The sequence below is a fragment of the Meiothermus hypogaeus genome, assembly GCF_003574035.1.
In the GTDB taxonomy this organism is placed as follows: domain Bacteria; phylum Deinococcota; class Deinococci; order Deinococcales; family Thermaceae; genus Meiothermus; species Meiothermus hypogaeus.
The window spans coordinates 1-17,959 of the sequence record NZ_QWKY01000024.1 but is presented as its reverse complement, the minus strand read 5'-3'; the positions used below and the strand labels follow the sequence as shown (position 1 = coordinate 17,959).

16 protein-coding genes are annotated in these 17,959 nt (G+C 59.5%); 9 read left to right on the top strand and 7 right to left on the bottom strand.

Translation table 11 applies throughout. The features are described 5' to 3' along the window. Positions 1–88 precede the first annotated feature (88 nt). Positions 89–1,819: a ribonuclease J gene (locus Mhypo_RS08045; RefSeq protein ID WP_119340785.1), complete on the top strand. Its 1,731-nt coding sequence runs from the start codon at positions 89–91 to the stop codon at positions 1,817–1,819. Between the two features lie 113 nt (positions 1,820–1,932). On the opposite strand, the gene Mhypo_RS08040 is transcribed toward Mhypo_RS08045, so the two are convergent. Together Mhypo_RS08040 and Mhypo_RS08035 are read right to left on the bottom strand one after the other, a co-directional pair. Next, entirely contained in the window at positions 1,933–2,544 is a 612-nt protein-coding gene (locus Mhypo_RS08040) for an IMPACT family protein (protein WP_119340784.1), read from the bottom strand. Beyond that, a complete protein-coding gene (locus Mhypo_RS08035) occupies positions 2,541–3,356 on the bottom strand; it encodes a shikimate dehydrogenase (RefSeq protein WP_119340783.1) in 816 nt (271 codons plus the stop codon). Before Mhypo_RS08035 ends, Mhypo_RS08040 begins: the two co-directional genes overlap by 4 nt. 129 nt (positions 3,357–3,485) lie before the next feature. Here Mhypo_RS08035 and Mhypo_RS08030 point away from each other — a divergent pair, with 129 nt between their 5' ends. The 8 genes from Mhypo_RS08030 to cdd all read left to right on the top strand — a co-directional run bounded on the left by Mhypo_RS08030 (position 3,486) and on the right by cdd (position 10,393). Then, positions 3,486–4,760, top strand: a complete 1,275-nt coding sequence (locus Mhypo_RS08030) for an NfeD family protein (protein ID WP_119340804.1) — start codon at positions 3,486–3,488, stop codon at positions 4,758–4,760. A gap of 100 nt (positions 4,761–4,860) precedes the next feature. Further along, a complete protein-coding gene (gene floA, locus Mhypo_RS08025; RefSeq protein WP_119340782.1) occupies positions 4,861–5,859 on the top strand; it encodes a flotillin-like protein FloA in 999 nt (332 codons plus the stop codon). A 162-nt stretch (positions 5,860–6,021) separates the two neighbouring features. After that, entirely contained in the window at positions 6,022–6,582 is a 561-nt protein-coding gene (locus Mhypo_RS08020) for a hypothetical protein (RefSeq protein ID WP_119340781.1), read from the top strand. After that, entirely contained in the window at positions 6,552–7,541 is a 990-nt protein-coding gene (locus Mhypo_RS08015; protein WP_119340780.1) for a PhoH family protein, read from the top strand. Before Mhypo_RS08020 ends, Mhypo_RS08015 begins: the two co-directional genes overlap by 31 nt. A 9-nt stretch (positions 7,542–7,550) precedes the next feature. Beyond that, positions 7,551–7,976 carry an rRNA maturation RNase YbeY gene (ybeY, locus tag Mhypo_RS08010; RefSeq protein WP_119340779.1) on the top strand — a complete coding sequence of 142 codons (426 nt, stop codon included), beginning with the start codon at positions 7,551–7,553 and terminating at the stop codon, positions 7,974–7,976. Between the two features lie 93 nt (positions 7,977–8,069). Next, positions 8,070–8,474 carry a diacylglycerol kinase gene (locus Mhypo_RS08005; protein ID WP_119340778.1) on the top strand — a complete coding sequence of 135 codons (405 nt, stop codon included), beginning with the start codon at positions 8,070–8,072 and terminating at the stop codon, positions 8,472–8,474. A 104-nt stretch (positions 8,475–8,578) separates the two neighbouring features. Next, positions 8,579–9,955 (top strand): hemolysin family protein, encoded by a 1,377-nt coding sequence (locus tag Mhypo_RS08000; RefSeq protein WP_119340777.1) that lies wholly within the window; start codon positions 8,579–8,581, stop codon positions 9,953–9,955. A 21-nt stretch (positions 9,956–9,976) separates the two neighbouring features. Then, positions 9,977–10,393: a cytidine deaminase gene (gene cdd / locus Mhypo_RS07995; protein WP_119340776.1), complete on the top strand. Its 417-nt coding sequence runs from the start codon at positions 9,977–9,979 to the stop codon at positions 10,391–10,393. 3 nt (positions 10,394–10,396) lie between these two features. Here the strand turns inward: cdd and Mhypo_RS07990 are convergent, their stop codons facing one another. From Mhypo_RS07990 to Mhypo_RS07970, 5 genes are all read right to left on the bottom strand, one after another. After that, positions 10,397–11,104, bottom strand: coding sequence for an endo alpha-1,4 polygalactosaminidase (locus Mhypo_RS07990; protein ID WP_119340775.1), 708 nt, complete (start codon positions 11,102–11,104; stop codon positions 10,397–10,399). 8 nt (positions 11,105–11,112) lie between these two features. Further along, complete coding sequence (locus Mhypo_RS07985; RefSeq protein ID WP_119340774.1) at positions 11,113–12,546, bottom strand: hypothetical protein; 1,434 nt, start codon at positions 12,544–12,546, stop codon at positions 11,113–11,115. A 257-nt stretch (positions 12,547–12,803) separates the two neighbouring features. Continuing rightward, positions 12,804–14,294 (bottom strand): GT4 family glycosyltransferase PelF, encoded by a 1,491-nt coding sequence (gene pelF, locus Mhypo_RS07980; protein WP_119340773.1) that lies wholly within the window; start codon positions 14,292–14,294, stop codon positions 12,804–12,806. A 34-nt stretch (positions 14,295–14,328) separates the two neighbouring features. Then, on the bottom strand, positions 14,329–16,626 hold the full coding sequence (locus tag Mhypo_RS07975) for an Agd3-related carbohydrate-binding protein (RefSeq protein WP_240637164.1): 2,298 nt from the start codon (positions 16,624–16,626) through the stop codon (positions 14,329–14,331). A gap of 579 nt (positions 16,627–17,205) precedes the next feature. After that, positions 17,206–17,959, bottom strand: a 754-nt coding sequence (locus Mhypo_RS07970) for an endo alpha-1,4 polygalactosaminidase (RefSeq protein WP_338067087.1), incomplete at its 5' end; no start/stop codon positions are given.

The following is a 17,959-nucleotide window of genomic DNA, read 5'->3' as shown; positions in this document are numbered from 1 at the left end:
CAGCTTACGTCCAGTGGGCAGGCTTGAATCAAGCCAGTGCCTGCGTTAAATCCATTTCTACCCATGCAGTGTATCCGTTGGAGCAACCATGAATAGCAACCCACCTTTTAGCCGTCCCAGGGGGCCGCGCAAGCGGCAAGAAAGGCCCAAGCCCAAGGGGCCGGTCATCCTGGGCAAACCCGATAGCGCCGTCGAAATTGTCTTTCTGGGCGGTACGGGTGAAATCGGCAAAAACATCACCGCCATCCGCTACGAAGACGAGATGTTCATCATCGACGGGGGCCTGGCTTTCCCGGACGCCCGGATGTTAGGCGTGGATATCGTAATTCCGCGCATTGACTATCTGGTTCAGCACAAAGACTTGATTCGGGCCTGGGTGCTTACCCACGGCCATGAAGACCACATTGGCGCCCTACCCTATCTGTTTCCTCAGTTGCCGCGGGTTCCGGTGTACGGGGCCAAGCTCACCCTAGGGCTGGTCAAGGGCAAGCTCGAGGAATTTGGACTGAATTTGGGCGACTACAACTTCAAGGAGGTCTCCCCCGACGACCGCATCTCCATCGGGCGCTACTTCCAGCTCGATTTATTCCGCATGACCCACTCCATTCCGGACAACTTCGGCATGGTCATTCATACCCCCATTGGCAAAATCGTGCACACCGGAGACTTCAAGCTCGATGAACGCCCCATCGATGGCAAAACCTCCCACCTGGAAAAAATCGCCCGGGCGGGCACCGAAGGGGTACTATGCCTGATTGCCGACTCCACCAATGGCGAGCGCCCCGGCATCACCCCCACCGAAACCGAGGTAGCAGAGGAACTGGATAAGGTGATTGGGGCCGCCAAAGGGCGCATCTTCGTAACCACCTTTGCTTCACATATTCATCGTATTCAGTCGGTGGTTACAGCCGGCGAGAAGTATGGGCGCAAGATTGCCGTGGAAGGGCGCTCGATGCTCAAATATGCCCGGATTGCCCTCGAGCTCGGCTACTTTAAGCAAAAAGACCGCTTCTACACCCTGGACGAAATCAAGGACCTGCCCGATGAGCAGGTGCTGGTCATCACCACCGGCTCCCAAGGCCAACCCGAAGCCGTGCTCGCCCGCTTGGCTGCTGGCACCCACAGCAAGATGAGCATCAAGGAGGGCGACACAGTTATTCTGAGCAGCAGCCCTATCCCCGGTAATGAAGAAGCGGTTAATACTGTCATTAACAGGCTCTACGCCCTGGGGGCTTATGTCTTCTACCCCCCGCGCTACCGCGTGCATGCCTCGGGCCACGCCAGCCACGAAGAGATCAAGACCGTGCTCAACCTGGCCAGGCCCAAGTTCTTGCTGCCTTGGCACGGCGAAATCCGCCACCAGACCAATTTCAAGTGGCTGGCCCAAAGCATTCCGCAGCCACCCGAAAAAATTTTGATTCCCGAGAACGGTCGTCTGATTAAGCTCACGGCCAACAACATCGAGTTTGACGGTAAGGTACCCCATGGCCAGCTCTATGTGGATGGGCTGGGCGTGGGCGACATCACCGATGAAATCCTGGAGGACCGCAACCACATGGCTGCCGAGGGGGTGGTCATCATCACCGCGCTGGTCAGCCGCGATCCGCTGGTCGAGGTGATTTCCAAGGGATTTGTGAAGGCCGGCGAGCGTTTGCTGGGCGAGATTCGCAAGATGGCCCTGGACTCGCTGTATAGAGGGGTGCGGGAGAAGAAGCGGCTCGAGGAAATCCGCGACGACATCTACTACCCGGTCAAGAAATTCATCGCCAAAAACACCGGGCGTAACCCGGTTATTCTGCCCATCGTGATTGAAGGCTAACGAGGCCTAAGCTCAGCGCTGAAAACCAAAAGTGTTACGGTTTTTGGCATGGAGTTGCAAGAGCCGGTTTCGACTGCTTAATAAAGCCAAGGTCTATGCGAGAAGCAACCAGGTTAATAAACCTCGAGCCGCTCCAGTACGCGCAGAAGCGCCCGGCCTCGAGTTTGGTCGCGCACCTGCTCCTGGAATAGGGGCAGCTGGTCTTCGTCCAGCGTGAAGACCACGGACAACCCTGCTTCGTTGTAGGCTTCGGCTTCGCGGTGAAGGCCTGCCAACAGATGAAACAGGGTATTGCTGAACTCGAAGGGGGCTTGCAGGGAGCAGCGCACCCTGGGCACAATAACCCGCTTGGGGGCTTGCCGCAGGCATTCGGAGGCCGCGCCCCCATAGGCCCGCACCAAACCTCCGGCCCCTAACTTGATGCCCCCAAAGGTGCGGGCTACCACCACCACAACCCCATCCAGACCTTGTCCCTCGATGGCGCTCAGGATGGGGCGGCCTGCCGTTCCAGAAGGTTCGCCATCGTCGGAAAAACGATACAGAGACCCCACCTTGTAGGCCCAGCAGTTGTGGGTAGCTTGCGGGTTCCGCACGGCCTGCACATACGCCAGGGCCTCCTCGGGGCTGGCGACCGGGGCAGCCTGAGCCACAAAGCGCGAGTGTTTGACCTCGAGTTCGTGGCTCCACGGACGCTCGAGGGTGAGTCTTGAATGCACACTGCTCATGGCTGCAAGGCTTCGCCCAGACGCGCCCGCGCCGCCTCGTACATGACCTGGACATCTGCCTTGACCCCCGTCCAGAGTTCAAAGGCCAGCGCCCCTTGCCAAACCAGCATCGACAATCCCCCCAGGGTGGGCAAGCCGGCTTTCTGCGCCTCCTGCATCAAGCGGGTTAGTGGTGGATTGTAAATGATGTCTACCACGGCCCCTTCACGCGGCAACAGGCCCTCGGGCAGGGGCGAACTCAGGGGGTCTTGCAAACCCACGCTGGTGGTGTTGATGAGTAAATCACAGCTTCGTACCGCCGCCTCCAGCAAAGGCTCTGAGACCACGTGCAGGCCCAGGGCTTCACATAGGGCCTGGGCCCGCCCCTGGGTGCGGTTATAAACGGCTACGTGGGCCCCTTCTTCCTTGAGAGCGTAGGCTATGGCTCGAGCAGCTCCCCCCGCCCCCAGCAGCAGGGCTTTTTTGTTGCGGTAGGAGATACCCGCCTCGTCTAAACCCGAAATAAACCCCGGGGCGTCGGTGTTGTAGCCGATCAGCCGGTGTTGGTCGCACACAATCGTATTGACCGCACCGATGGCTCTGGCTTCCGGGCTCAGCTCATCCAGATGGGGCAGCACGCTTTCTTTGTGGGGAATGGTGACATTGACCCCCGTGTAGTCTCGTCGAATTTCCAGCAGGCGGGCCCGCAAAAACGGCGGTGGGGTCTCGAGGGCCCGATAGGAGCCTTCCAGCCCCGCCGCTTTCAAGGCCGCTTCTTGCATCCAGGGTGAAAGCGAATGCTCGACCGGAAAGCCAATCAATCCGAGTTTCACGACTGGATTTTACGCTCCTTATAGCCGTTTGCCAAAAGCGGCCTTGTTCAACTTAGCCCCGACCTTCAGCTCAGGCCCACCCCCCCACACATTACACTCCCCCCGGCCTGGCTTGCTAAGATAACGTTGGTGAGAAACCTACTTTTCGCCTTCCTGTTGGTTGCCTCCTTGGCGCAGGCCAAAACGTACATCATCCCTATCGAAGGGACGATAGACGGGCCGCTGGCCACATTCATAGAACAATCCCTCGAGCAAGCCGAGCGCGATGGGGCCAGTGGGGTGGTGTTCCGGGTCAACACCCCCGGCGGACGGGTGGATGCCGCAATCCGTATCACCGACCGCATCCTGGCCTCCACCGTACCCACCCTGGCGGTGATCGAAAACGCTTTCTCGGCGGGTGCGCTGATCTCTCTGGCTGCCCAGCAAATCATGATGCTGCCCGGTTCTAACATCGGCGCAGCCCTGCCCATCACGGTCACCCCGGTGGTGGGCAACGCCACCGCGGCCGACCGCAAGGTTATCTCGGCCCTGAAGGGCAAGTTCCGGGCGGTGGCCGAAGCCCGCAACCGCCCCGCCAACATCGCCGAGGCCATGGTTGACCCCGAAGTGGAGGTGCGCGGTATTACGACCAAGGGCGAACCCCTGACCCTCTCGGCCCGGAAAGCAGTGGAACTGAAGGTAGCCGACGCCGAGGTCGCCAGCCTGCGGGCCGCCCTCGAGAAAGCCGGGTTCAATACCGATACCCAGGAAGTACAGCCCGGCCCCCAGGTGCGGGTGGCCCGCTTTCTCACCGACCCCACCATCGCCGCCATCCTGCTCGCGGTAGGGGTGTTGGGGCTCGTTCTGGAGTTCTTCACCCCCGGCACCTTCATCCCCGCCATCGTCGGGCTGACCGCGTTGGGCTTGTTCTTCCTGGGGGGCTATCTGGCCGGCCTTTCCAGCGCACTCACCATCATCCTGCTGTTTGGCGGGCTGTTGCTGGTGGTATTTGAGCTTTTTGTGACCCCCGGCTTTGGCATACCTGGCTTAGTGGGACTGGGGCTGATTGGTGCTTCTATTTACTTCACCTTTGGCGACGAGGCTTTGCAGGTGGGGTCATTTGCGATTATCGGGCTGGCCGTGGGGCTATTCCTGATCTTTCGCTATCTGCCCCGTGGCCGGGTGGCCCGGCCTTTCGTGCTCAGCAGTGCCGTAGAGGAAGTGGCCCCGCCCAAAAACGAGCTGGAATCGCTGCTGGGCGCGGTGGGTAGCGCGCTCACCGATCTCCGCCCGGCAGGCACTGCTCAGTTTGGTGACCGCCGCGTAGATGTGGTGACCCTGGGCGAGTTTATAGACCGGGGCCAGACCATCCGGGTCATTCAGGTTGAGGGCCCCAGGGTGGTAGTACGCAAGGTAGACAGCTAGATCTCGGGGCAATGGAAGCCTTTGGGTGATAGCGACTTTACGATGATGTAACCTGGGTTGATAAGGTTTTACTGTTGACAAGCCTAATCAGGAGGACTACATGGAGTTTGGAGCTTTGATCATCGCAGGTTTGGCTTTGCTAGCGGTCTTCATGTTTTTTTATCTGGTTCCCGTACCGCTGTGGATTACGGCGCTGTTCTCGGGGGTCAACGTGCCACTCACCGCTCTGGTGGGGATGCGCTTCCGAAGAATTCCCCCCGCCAAGATCGTCAACCCGATGATCAAGGCCTTCAAAGCGGGCATTCCGGTGGAAACCGCCAAGCTCGAGGCCCAGTATCTGGCCGGCGGTAACGTAGACCGCGTTGTAGACGCCCTCATCGCCGCCGATAAGGCCGGCATCAAGCTCAACTTCGACCGCGCTGCAGCCATAGACCTGGCCGGCCGCGATGTGCTGGACGCGGTGCGGCTCTCGGTTAATCCCAAGGTCATTACCAGCCCCATGGTGGCCGGCATGGCCAAGGACGGCATCCAGCTGCTGGCCACAGCCCGCATCACGGTTCGGGCCAATATTGACCGCCTGGTGGGTGGTGCGGGGGAAGAAACCATCGTGGCCCGGGTCGGCGAAGGCATTGTGGCTTCCATCGGTCAGTCGGAAGACCACAAGCAGGTGCTCGAGCAGCCCGACCGCATCTCCAAAACCGTACTGGCCAAGGGCCTGGATGCCGGCACGGCTTTTGAGATTCTCTCGGTAGACATTGCCGAAGTGGACGTGGGTAAAAACATCGGGGCCCAACTCCGCACCGACCAGGCCGAAGCCGATAAGAAAATCGCCCAGGCCAAAGCCGAGGAGCGCCGGGCCATGGCTGTCGCGGTCGAACAAGAAAACACCGCTCTAGTCGAGGCCATGCGGGCCAAGCTGGTCGAGGCCCAGGCCGCCGTGCCCATGGCCCTAGCCGAAGCACTCCGCAGCGGCCGCATGGGCGTGATGGACTACTATCAGCTAAAAAACATCGAGGCCGACACCGATATGCGCGAATCCATCAGCAAGGCCAGCGGCGGCAACGCCCCCGAGGGCGGGCCGACTGGTACGCAGCGCTAGGTAGCCTGATGGGGTTGCGGTGGTCAGAGGAAAGCCAGGGAGCCCGGCGCTCCATACCTGTGGGCAGGGGGGTTGGGAACGCTCAGCATATGTGGAATCGTCCCCCTCCTTCTCCCTTCTTCCCTTGCCCCTTTACGCCCCCGTCCCCGCCCGGAGGGTCTCATGGGTTTAGATGATCTCTTAGGTCTGTTGTTCTTATTTTTCTTTATCGTGCTGCCCGCCTTGCAGGGCTTGCTGCGGCGGGGCCGGCAGATGCCACCCGATTTTGAGCCCGATGAAATTCCCTTGCCTGGGGAAGAGCGTCGTCCGCCGGCGCAGCCTCGACAGGCCCAGCCCCCCCAGTCGAGCACGCCTGCACGTCCACCCGCCCCCAGAGCGGCTCCCACACCCCCCCCAACCAGCAGCGCCCCAACCCCAAGGCCTCTGGTCAGCCAGCCTTCCCAGCCACCCAGACCCAAAGCTCCGGCGGGTCAGCGCCCCAAGACCCTCGAGGAGATCGAGCGCGAGCGCCTGGCCCGCACAGGGTCTCGTCCTGCCCAAGAGCCCGCTCGGCCGGCCCCAGCAAGGTCAATCCCGCCAGCCGCCAAACCCAAGACCGAACCCACAGCGCAGTGGACGTTTTCGACCACCCCCCATGCTATTCTGAACGGTGTGGTTTGGCATCAGGTGCTGGCTGAACCCAGGAGCCAATATTGGAGAAGAGTACGCAAACTAAAACGATAGTCCCCTTACGCTCACCGCAAGAAGCCCTGGCCTTGCTCGGCCATGGTGACAAAAATCTTAAAACCCTGCGCAAGCTCCTACCAGCGCAGCTGGTCGTGCGCGGGCAGGAAGTACAAATTTCGGGCAACCCCGACGAGGTGCGGCTGGCCGAGCGGGTGATGCGGGATCTGGTCACCCTGGTTCGCCAGGGGGCCGATATAGATGCGGGAACCCTCGAGCAGGTCATTCTGGTCGCCGAAAATGGGCAGTCGCTACCCGTCGAGACGGCCACGCCTACCCTTGGCAACGAGCTCACCCTACCCGGAAGGCTCAAGCCCAAAACGCCGGGGCAGCGGCAGTACGTGGAGGCCATTAGCACCCACGACATCACCTTTGGCATCGGCCCTGCCGGAACCGGCAAAACCTACCTGGCTGTCGCTATGGCCGTGGCCTTCCTGAAAGCCAAGAAAATCAAGCGCATCATCCTGACCCGCCCTGCCGTAGAGGCCGGGGAGCGTCTGGGTTTTTTGCCCGGCGATCTCCAGGCCAAAATTGACCCCTACTTACGTCCGCTATACGACGCTATCTTCGACATGATTGACGCCGAGCGCTTTGATCAGTACATCCAGTCGGGGGTGATTGAGGTAGCCCCGCTGGCCTTCATGCGCGGGCGCACCTTAAACGACGCCTTCATCATTCTCGACGAGGCACAAAACACCACCCCCGAGCAGATGAAGATGTTCCTCACCCGGATGGGCTTCAACAGCCGGGTGGTCATCACCGGCGATATTACCCAGATTGACCTGCCCAAAGCCCAGAAAAGCGGCCTGGTAGAGGCCATGCGCATTCTCAAGGGCATCCAGGGGATTGCCCAGCAGCGCTTTTTGGAATCCGACGTGGTGCGCCACCCGTTAGTCGCCCGCATCATCAAGGCCTACGAGTTCCACGAGCACGAAAGCGAACGCTCCGCAGAGCGTTGAGTTTTGCGAATGGCACAGGTGAATTTGGTCGCCCATACCCCCCTACCCCGGGGCCTGGGCCCACAGGTGCGCAAGGCCCTGCGAAGCCTCCTGACCGAGTTGGGCCACGGCGACAAGTTCCTTACGGTCATTCTGACCGATGACCAGGAAATAAGGGCCCTCAAGCGGCAGCACTGGGGCGAGGACGTCCCCACCGATGTGCTGTCGTTTCCGACCTATGAACCCGGTGACCCCTTCATACCGCCCCACCTGGGGGATATTGTGATTAGCCTGGACACCGCCCGCCGCCAGGCCGTTCAACTTGGGCACAGCCTAACCCACGAGGTCAAGGTGCTGGCGGCCCATTCCTTGTGGCACTTGCTCGGGCATGACCACCAAAGCGAGGCCGATTGGGAAGGGTTCCGGCAGGTGCAAGCCCGCATCCTCGAGCTCTAAGGGTCGGGTAAGCTGGTGTTGCTGTAGGTCGTAGCTCTTGGGTCAAGCACAGGATGCTCAACCCGTTGACCTGGCCCACCCCATCCAAGCCCCATGCCCACCCTGACCCCTCCCCCCAAGCCCGGCTCCGACCCTCTTCCCTTGCGGGGCCTGCGCGCCTCGTTTGCCTATGCCTGGGCAGGGGTTCAACTGGCCTGGAAAAGCCAGCGCAACTTTCGCCTCGAGGTCTACATCGGAGCAATTGCCTTGGGCCTGGCGGTATGGTTACAGGTAAGCCTGGTGCCGGTTTTGCTGCTGATTGCCCTGGTGCTGGGCCTGGAATTGCTCAACACCGCCCTCGAGGCCCTCGTAGATCTGGTCTCACCCAACTATCATCCTCTGGCCAAGGCCGCCAAGGACGTTGCAGCCGCTAGCGTACTGATTGTGAGTGGAATTGCTGCCCTGATCGGGGTTCTACTTCTCGCGCCGCCGCTTGTGAGCCGCCTGGGGCTGTGGTAAACTTCCGCCTAGTAGCGTATGGACTCCCCCTCCAAACGTAGCCGTGGCATTGCCCTGGAATGCTCCGGGGCAAGTTAGTTTTTGGATGGCCGAACGCGAACCTTATGGAAAGCATCCCTGGCAGTTTTGGAATCATCGTCCTCCTCATCCTGATCAATGCTTTTTTTGTGGCTGCCGAATTCTCCCTGGTGGCAATTCGGCGCAGCCGGGTCGAACAAATGGCGGAAAGCGGCTCCTGGCAGGGCAACCTGCTCAAGCAGGCCATGGTCAAGCTCGATACCTACATCGCCACCACCCAGTTAGGTATCACCGCCACCAACCTGATTCTGGGTGCGTTTGGCGAACCCTACGTCACCCGGCTGATTGTGGCGGGTATCGCCGCCCTCTTTGGCCAGACCGAAGCTTCCGTTGCCGCAGAAAGTAGCCTGCTCTCCACCATTAGTTTTTCCATCTCGGTCATCCTCATCACTTTTATTACGGTGCTCTTTGGGGAGCTGATTCCCAAGGGCATTGCCCTGCAACGTACCGAGCAGGTTGCGGGCTTCACCATCCTGCCGCTCAATGTTTTTCAGCGCCTGACCGCTCCTCTGGTATGGCTGTTTAACCGCAGCGGCAACTTCTTCCTGAGGCTCCTCGGCTTGAAGGAAGCCCCCTCGCACTCCATGGTAGGCAGCGCCGAAGAGCTCAAGCTGATTGTTGAGGCTTCTTCGAAGGAAGGCGTGCTGGACGAAAGCGAAGGCGAGATTATCAGCCAGATTCTGGATCTGGAAGAAACCCCGGTGCGCTCGATTATGGTTCCCAGGGTGGACATGGTGGCCATATCGGCCGATGCCACACTGCGCGAGTTCTGGAACATGGCCCGCGAGCATCGTTATTCTCGGGTTCCGGTCTACAAAGAAACCATAGACAACATCATCGGGGTGGCCTACATCAAAGATTTGCTCGAGTACAGCGGCCCGGTGATGGACAGCACCAAGGTCAGCAGCATCTGCCACCCGGCCTACTTCGTGCCCGAGACCATGGGAGCGCGCGAGCTGCTGCGCGAGATGCGCCGCCGCAAAACCCACATGGCCATTGTGGTGGACGAGTTCAAGGGCACCGCCGGCCTGATTACCCTCGAGGACATCATCGAAGAAATCATCGGGGAGATCTACGATGAGTCCGATGAAGAGGAAGCCGCCCCGGTGCAGGAGGTGGCCGAGGGGGTCTATATGCTGGATGCCTCCATTCCATTGGAGGACGCCTCGGAAAAGCTGGGTATCGAGCTGCCAGAAGGCGAGTACGACACCCTTTCGGGCTTTCTGATGAACGAGTTTGGGCACATCCCCGAGGTGGGGGAAAAGCTCGAGTACGGCAGTTTTGTCTTTGTGGTCGAAACAGCCGACCCCAGGGGCATCGAGCGAGTGCGGGCCCAGAAGAAAACCCCCCAGCCCAGCGACGACGAAACCCTGAGTGAGTCGGTCACTTCGGAGGAAGCCTGAATCGTGCGGTATGCTGGAAGCGTGTCCAGAACACCCAAGAAGGTTCTAGAACTCCTGCACCAGCTCCTGACCCGCTCCTATTCGCCCTACTCGGGTTTTGCTGTGGCGGCCGTCATCAAGTCCAGGTCGGGCCGATTATACGGCGGGGTGAATGTAGAAAACGCCGCCTATCCCCTCTCGCGCTGTGCCGAACAGTCGGCGACCCTGCAAATGGTCTCGGCAGGAGAGCAAGAGATTGCCGAGGTTTGGGTGTTGAGCCGGGGCAAACAGCCCGCAACCCCTTGCGGTGGATGTCGACAGGTACTAAGCGAGTTTGCCCACCCCGAGACCCCGGTGCACTGCCTCAGCGCCGATGGCTCCGAGTTACATACCACTCTCGGAGAGCTTCTGCCCCACGCCTTTTCGAAGCAGTATCTGGATGGGCCGGACAGAGGGTAGCTTCTATATGCGGGTTAGATCCCGGTTGCTCACAAAAGTGGGCAAGCCATAAAACATCGCCCGTAGACGAGCGTAGCCCTCGAGCCAGAGGTTGTTGGCGTAGTCCAGCGCATAGAGCTCCAAGGAATACCCCTGGAGCCTGAACAGGCAGCTAAGGTTGTACTCGAGTTCGTACGCAGGCAACACCCTGTAGCCCCAGGGCGTCCAGGTAGTAGAAAACGACTCCAGTACCACCCCGTTCACCAGGGTTGCCAGCTCGGGCAAGAGGTGGAACCCTCGGTTGGCAAATATCAGCCTGGCTCCCAGCTTTTCCCGTAACTGGCTGATGAGGCCAAGCATGACAAACCGATCCTGAGGAAACAGGGTAACGGTATCCAGGGTGTCCAGAAACAACCCCTCAAACCCCACTTCAATCGCCTTTTGCGCCTCCTCGAGTCGGTTCTTCATCCACTCGGGATGGGCAGGATCAACATAAACCGTATTCCAGTCCAGATTGCGGGCATCGCGGTGCCAGGGCGAAGGCATAGGCTGGTCTTCACCCAGGCTCAAGTAGGCCAGAGGTAGGGTTCGCTGGCTACGCAGAAAAGCCAGCTCCTCTGACGTATAAGCCCAAGTCTGCAACACCACTTTTTGATAGCGGCATAGTCGCTCTAGCCGACCCTGCCCATAGTAGAAGGCTAGGGGTCTGGCTTTAGCAGGCTTGGTGCTCATCGTTTTGCCTACTGATAGTTGCGAAGCTCACGCAAAACCGGCAGGGCCACCAGCAGCAAATAGATGCTAAAGACCCCACATCCCAGCAGATAACTCAGGTGTCCATTCAGGGGCAGCAGTCCCTGAATGGAGAGACCAAAAGCCGCCAGATACACCATCAGGGCCAACACCATCCCCAGCAGTACCCGCAGGGTACGGTTCATGGAGGTGAGGGTGAAGGCCACAAAAAACCCCAGACCCAGCATAAAGTTGGCAACCAGGAAGATCTGGGATTCCGAATCGCGAAGGTTCAGAATTCCTATAGCCAGCAGACTTAACACCAGCAGAAGCAGCCCATAAGTGGCCAGCACGGACAAAAAGATGCGATTGACGTTGCGGGCAAATACGCTCAGGTCGCTGGTGCTGGCCAACAACAGGCTCATGCGTTCCAGGAAAATCCGCAGCTGCCACTCCAGGCCCCCCATGCTCAGTACCAGCGGAACTACTGCCAGACCCGAGGCAATGGGGGTATTGGTCATCCAGTGCCAGAAAGGATTGAGGAACACAAAAATAGCGCTCAAGAAACCGTACAGCATGAGCGGCAGGGTATCCAGCCAGTCGGCCCGCTGCAACACTTTCCAGGGGGAATGGGTAGCCTTGGCCTGGGTGGTGACGAGGGCAGCCACAAAACTGAGCAACACCGAAACCATCATGACCAGGGTCGTGGTGGCGGCGCCCAGCACCTCTGGAGCCAGCAAGAACAGCACCCCCGACACAACAGCCGGCGATGTGGCCACTAGCAACCACAGTTCGCGCTTATACAAAAGCAGGATACCGGAGGCCATGTGATAGGCCATTTGCAAAACCACCAGGGCCACCAGGGGTGGGCTTCCTTGAATGATTGGCGGAATTAAGGCCGCCAGACCCAATCCAACAAACATCATGGTGCGTAACAAGACTCGGGCTTCCGGGGCAAAGCCTTGACCCATCAAGACATAAGCCAGACGAATCATGCCCTGGCTCCACGACCAGCCCAGAATGGCGGACAAGATCAGCCCCAAAGTGGCTTCCTGGGGGCCTACCCAGGCAAACACAGCCGGATAGAATAACCCCGGCATCCCATAAAACAGCCCATGCGAAAGTTCTCGAAGGGTGTTGGAGAAATGATAAACCCTGCTTTTGGCGGGGGTGAGCTTGCGCGGCACGGTGCGGAAGAGAGCTTCGGCCAACTCGAATACGTTGGGGTAGCCATAGCGCTCGAGTACCATTCGATCGTTATAACCGTGGGCCTCGAGGGCCGCCGCAATCTGCTGCGAATCCACTGCGGTTTCTAAGACCGGCCCCAGGTGCTGCATCAACTGGGCTAGGCGGTTGGAGGGGGTGGATAGGGCCTTGCCCGTCCGGGTATAGCTAGGCAGTACAGCCACCCCACGATCCTCAAAAAACTCGATACGCTGGCTCATACCATCCAACCCATGGCCTCAAAGACCCTTGTCATGAACCCTCTTTCCTCTCTCCTGGTGGAAGAGAGAGGTATCTGGCACAGGATTTTAGATACAGGAAAGCAAAAAGGCCCATAGAATGGTTTTTTTAAGCTAGATATCCGGAGAGTAGGAAAGGTAAATAAGCCAAATCATCACGAAAGTCCCCTGCCCTTGGTGGCAAGCCTAACAGAATGCAGCCTGGGTAGTAACATGAACGAACCTGAGGTAAGCCCAGTTCAGCTCCCCGAGGCCACCAGTAAATTACTCTCGGTAGGCGTCTTCGGCTCGGTAAGGGTCTTGGGTGAACTCGAAAAAAAAACCACGTCGTGGTACATCTTACGGTAGTCGTTCAGAAATCGCTCGAGGGTAAAGTACTTGAGCACCCGTTCACGTGCCTTCTTGCCCATCTCAATACGCCGTTGGGAGTCCATAAGTAACTCAGTACAAGCCATTCCCATAGCCTGCGGGTCGCGGGCCGGCACCAGAATACCTGCATCCCCGACCGCCTCGCTAACCCCGCCCACATCGGTCGAGACCGTCGCCCGCCCACATGACATGGCCTCAATCACCGCATACGGAAAGCTCTCCGAGATGCTGCTCAAAACCGCCACGTGCCCGGCCTGGTAGCCGCGTGCCGCCGGAGAAATTCGGCCTTCGAAAGTCGCGGCTCCCTGCAAACCCAGCTCTTCAATCAACCTTTCGCAGCTTTCCCTGTAACGTTCATTGCCGGCAGGAGTGGGGCCAAACATCCGCAAGCGGGCCTCCGGCACGTGTTTTTTGGTGTAGGCAAACGACTCAATCAGGGTGTGCAGGTCTTTGAGGGGGTCTATGCGGCCCACAAAGGTCAGGGTCGGAACCTCGGGCTCCTTTTCGGGCGGCGGGAACAGGGCCGGGTCAATCCCGTTGTGAATGGGGCGAATCGAGGAGGGGAAGGCCCCGTTTCGCTCTTCCCAGCGGCGGTTGTACTCCGAAACCGGCACGATTAGGTCTGCCATGCGGTAGGCCGTGCTGGAAAGCAGGCGGAAGAAGTTGAGAATCAGGGTCTGCACCGCCGGGCTGTATGGAGCTTGCAAATAGCTCAGGTAGCGCTCGCGTAAATACACCCCATGCTCGGTGAGCACAAAGGGAGCGGCATGGTACCACTTGCCCATCATCCCTACAATCGCCGCCGGGCCGTTGGAGACCGCATGGTAGACATCGGCTTTAGGGGGAATCAACCGCAAGGGCCGAAGCAGATGCTCAATTAGCTGAGATGCCAGCAAGGCATCCTGAAGGGTCAGGTTCGGCAGGGAACCATTGGAGGGGTCTTGCGGCTGGTATCCCTTCCAGGCCTTAATGAGCCGACCCAGCGAGGCTTCGCTGAGCAGGGCCGCACCCAGGTCGGCCTGCTGGGCATAGCCGGCCATGGCCCGCAAAGCCCACATAAAATAGGTGGTGCCCCAGTTGGGCTGGGTCAGAGCGCTCACAAAACTGTGGTGCACCTGGTCAAACCAACGAGAGGAATGGCTTTTGCCTCGTCGCCGCCGTTCTGCGTTCCATAGGGGAAAGTTGATCACCCCTCTGAGGTTAGGTGGGGCAGGATAGGCATTCGTTTCCAGACCGTTGCTGGTCAGGGCAATCACCTCGAACTCAAAATCGCTCAGACCACGAATGAGTTGGTCGCACCAGACGCTCACCCCACCCACCACAAAAGGGTAGGTTCCTTCGGTGATCAGTGCAATTCTCATCGCGCTCCTCTTAGGCTTTGGCTCAAAAATCCCTTTACTCTGAAGGAGTGTAGGAAAAGCTCAGGTTCTGCCCGGCAGAAAGGCTGACCTTCGAAACGGTATCGCCTCCGTACACAGTGCTCTGCCCCTGCGCCGCCCCTGTAAAAAACAGTACACCCGAACGCCCTGAAGGCGCGGTGAATATAACCTGATTGGTGCTGCGATCCCAAATCGCGGTGAGACCTGCTTGCAGCAGCTCGGTATGGTTGGTGCGTTCGGCCACGTATTCCCCGATCTCGTCCCAGGAGGGGTTGAGCACAGGTATCTGGTAGAACGAGGTGTATTTCTCCATCAGGCGGTTCAGGTAGTCAAAGACCAGACTGCGGCCCGGCGCATACTCGCGCAGGTTGGCCTGGTGGAAGTAGTGCGAGCTGGCGCTGGTCTGGAGGTGGTAGAGGGCCAGGTTGGTTTCCTGCTCGAGGATTTCCTCATAGCTCAGGGGCCTGGGCCAGTAGGGGTTCTGCCCGCCCGGTGCGTAGATATAGTTATAGAACGAGGTAGCTTCTGCGGGGTTGGTCACAGTGTAGGCAATGTTGGTGGGCCAGACTGGGGTCATCAGCAAGTCCGGGCGCAGGGCCACCCCACAAATGGGGCAGGGGGGCTTGTGGCTGGTCACCGAGTAATTGCCGTGGATATAACGAATGCCCAACTCGCGGGCCCGATCCAGCAGGCTGCTGTTCGCGCAAACCAGGCCGAAATCTTTACGCGGCTCGTCCGAGCCAGGCCCCGCTGGTGTGGCGATGGGCGGACACTCCGACGGCAGGGTAGGTAGAACGATGGGTGCCGGATCCGGACTCCGGTACCAGCCCAGCCCAGAGAGTTCTCCGGTTTTGAGCGTCTTGCTGCCGTACCAGAGGCCGAGTTGATTGGCCAGGCGGGTGTTCTCGGCAATCTGGAAGCGCAGGGCAGCAGGGTCGGTGATGTTGTCCATGGAGGGGTGGTCGCGGGTGTGATTGACCCAGCGCATCCGGCTGGCCAGGCACTTGGTCAGGCTGGAGAGGGGGTCACCGCTGGACACCCCTGGGTTGCAGCTGGCCGCCACGCCGGTGTTCACCCCCCGCCCGTTGAAGGCCAGGTTGAGCATGAAGCCGTTGCTGAGGGGATAGGTCGCGTTGAGCTGGCGCTGCTGCTGATACACCGACCAGGCATCCACCGCAGATATTCGAAAGGGCTGGGGCCGGTAGCGCAGGGGCTCACCGGGCTGGAGGGTATCGTCCCACCAGTCGGATTCCAGCCCCCAGTCATCTACGTCCACCGCCAGGATATGCCGCCGCTCCCCGATAAAAAGCCCGCGCGTGGCCCAGCGAACCAGGCCATAGCCCAGCAGTTGGGTGTGCAGCAGGTAGGGGTTGCTGGCAAAGGTCAGGGCGATGCGCTCGCGCCCGTCGGCGCTCCGGCTGAACACGCCCAGCACGTTGTTGCTCGAGTCCCGCAAAAGCGGCTGTACCAGACAACCCGGAGACTCCTGGGCGGTGGCCAACCGGGCCGGATAGGTATAGGCATTTTGAATAGGAATTACGGCACTGGGGTTGAGGTAGCTAAACAACCCGCGCCCCTCGGGCGTAAGCGTCATCTGAACCGCCGGATAGGGGGGCGGGTCGCCAGGCGGGTTGGTGGCCGGATTGTCGGTACGCACCTCTTCGTCGCCCGCAGGCCGCACCGAGCGGATGCAGTAGTCTTCCGGATCTGCAAAACGCACCGTTGGGGTTCCCGGCCCTGGAAAGGTATAGAGCGAAACCGAACGCACCGCGTAGCGGCGCTGGTAGTCCCACAACCGGCTCCATTCGTCACCGGTGAATGCGCTGGCAAAAACCCCCGGCGAGACCTCGTAGGCCAGGTTGTTGCTGGCCAGCAGGATAGCCTGGAAGCGTCCCCCTGTAGTGTCCTCCAGCACACCACTGGTTAGCTCCTGCGAGGCAGCCAGCAGCACCTCGTAGTGGGCGCCCAGTTGGTCGAGGATGGCTTTCCAGGCTTGCAGGCCGGGGTCTTCGGCAGTGGGGCCAATCACCAGGATACGCAGGGCCACACGGTTAGCTGGAAGCGCCTGGGACTGCACACCCTGGCGCTGGGGCTGGGCCACCCCCGGAATTTGCACACCCGGCAGGGGCCGGTTGGCATCGGCCTTTTGAACTGGCAAAGCCACCGGGGCCCCCTCGAAGCGGGGCATGGAAGGGGTCTGAGGTGGGCCGTTGGGAGCCTCGCCCTCGCTATTGCTTTTTTGCAAATTACAGCCCGCTAGTAGTAAAAGCAGGGTGATGAGAAGAAAAGTGACGATTCGGATGGTGGTTTTCATTCGTCCTGACCCTCTGGATAATGGAGCAAGAGCATGAAGCGTATTTCCTGACCTTAGCGTAGAAGACGAACCTCAAACACCATAGGGCAACTGTCCTGTTATCCATCGTTACATTAATCACGTACGCGAAGCACTTTTCGCTTTACTTTGGACGTCTCAGTGCGCGCAAAGCACCCCCCTATAGCCTTACAAGAAACTGACAAGTTGTCCAGGTACGCATTTCCTGGCAAATGCACCAAGTCCCCTGTGTACTTGCCTTAGATGTGCAAATCCCACTCGAGCTCTACTAGCCCGGTGGGATTTTCACGTATGAAACGCTATGTTTCGACTTAACGGGGTAAGTTATACCGGATTCAAAAAGACAGTTTACAAAACCAAAAACACCAGAGGCTGTCTTTTTGAATCCTAGAGCACACCCCTCCCTTGAGTACCGGCGCTAGCCGGGGGCCGATGGCCCTTCACTGTCGGTCGGCGAAAAAAGCGTCTTACTTCCAAGGGGCGGTATCGCCCTCCGCTACGCGGATAACTTCGGTGGGGTTAGTTCATCACCCTTTGGTGACGAACTAACCGAATCTGGTATTACCTGCACTCCTCCACCCAACCATCAAGCTCCCGTCGCTTGAGGATGGAAAAAATTCCCAGGCCCAGCGTATTACCACAGAACTGCGAGGCGCTCTTGATGCGGGTATCGGTGTATTCGATGTTCAGAACAGGCTTACCGGCCTGCACCATGGGGCGGGTCTGGTTGCACCAGCCCTGGTCGAAGCACTCCTCGGTGACGAGGAAATCGAAGTCGTTGATGAGCTGCGAGAGCAGTTCGGTGGTGTTCTTGAGGCCAATCGCCAGGCCCCGCTGGTGGGCTTCGTTCGCCAGCCAGCGGTTGAAGCGAATCTGGTCCTGGGCTGTAAGCGGAAAGCCGGTGTTGTTCTGATAGCCGTTCACATTGTCCGGGTCTACCCCCACAAAGCCCTTCTGCTTGCACAGGTCGAGCCGGGCCCGCAGCACAGGGGCCAGCTTGTCAATCTGGCGAATGTCCAGCCAGCGCTCACCGGGCCAGCCGTCGTAGTTACGGCCCAGCACCTCCGGGGGAAACTGGTTCTTGTCCGGTCGCCAGTTCTCCCAGGAGCCTGCACTCAGATAGCAAACCGCCTTGACCCCTCTGGCCGCCAGCTCTTGCACCACGCTGGCCGGGGTATCGAACAAGTCCACGTTGTAAACCGTCACCTGGCGGGTTTTATCCAGTGTGCCAGTGTACTGAATGTGCCAGGTGGTATTGGCCGCAGGTTTCCACCAACTGCCTGGGGTGGCGGGGGGGGTGGGGTTTGCTGGAGGG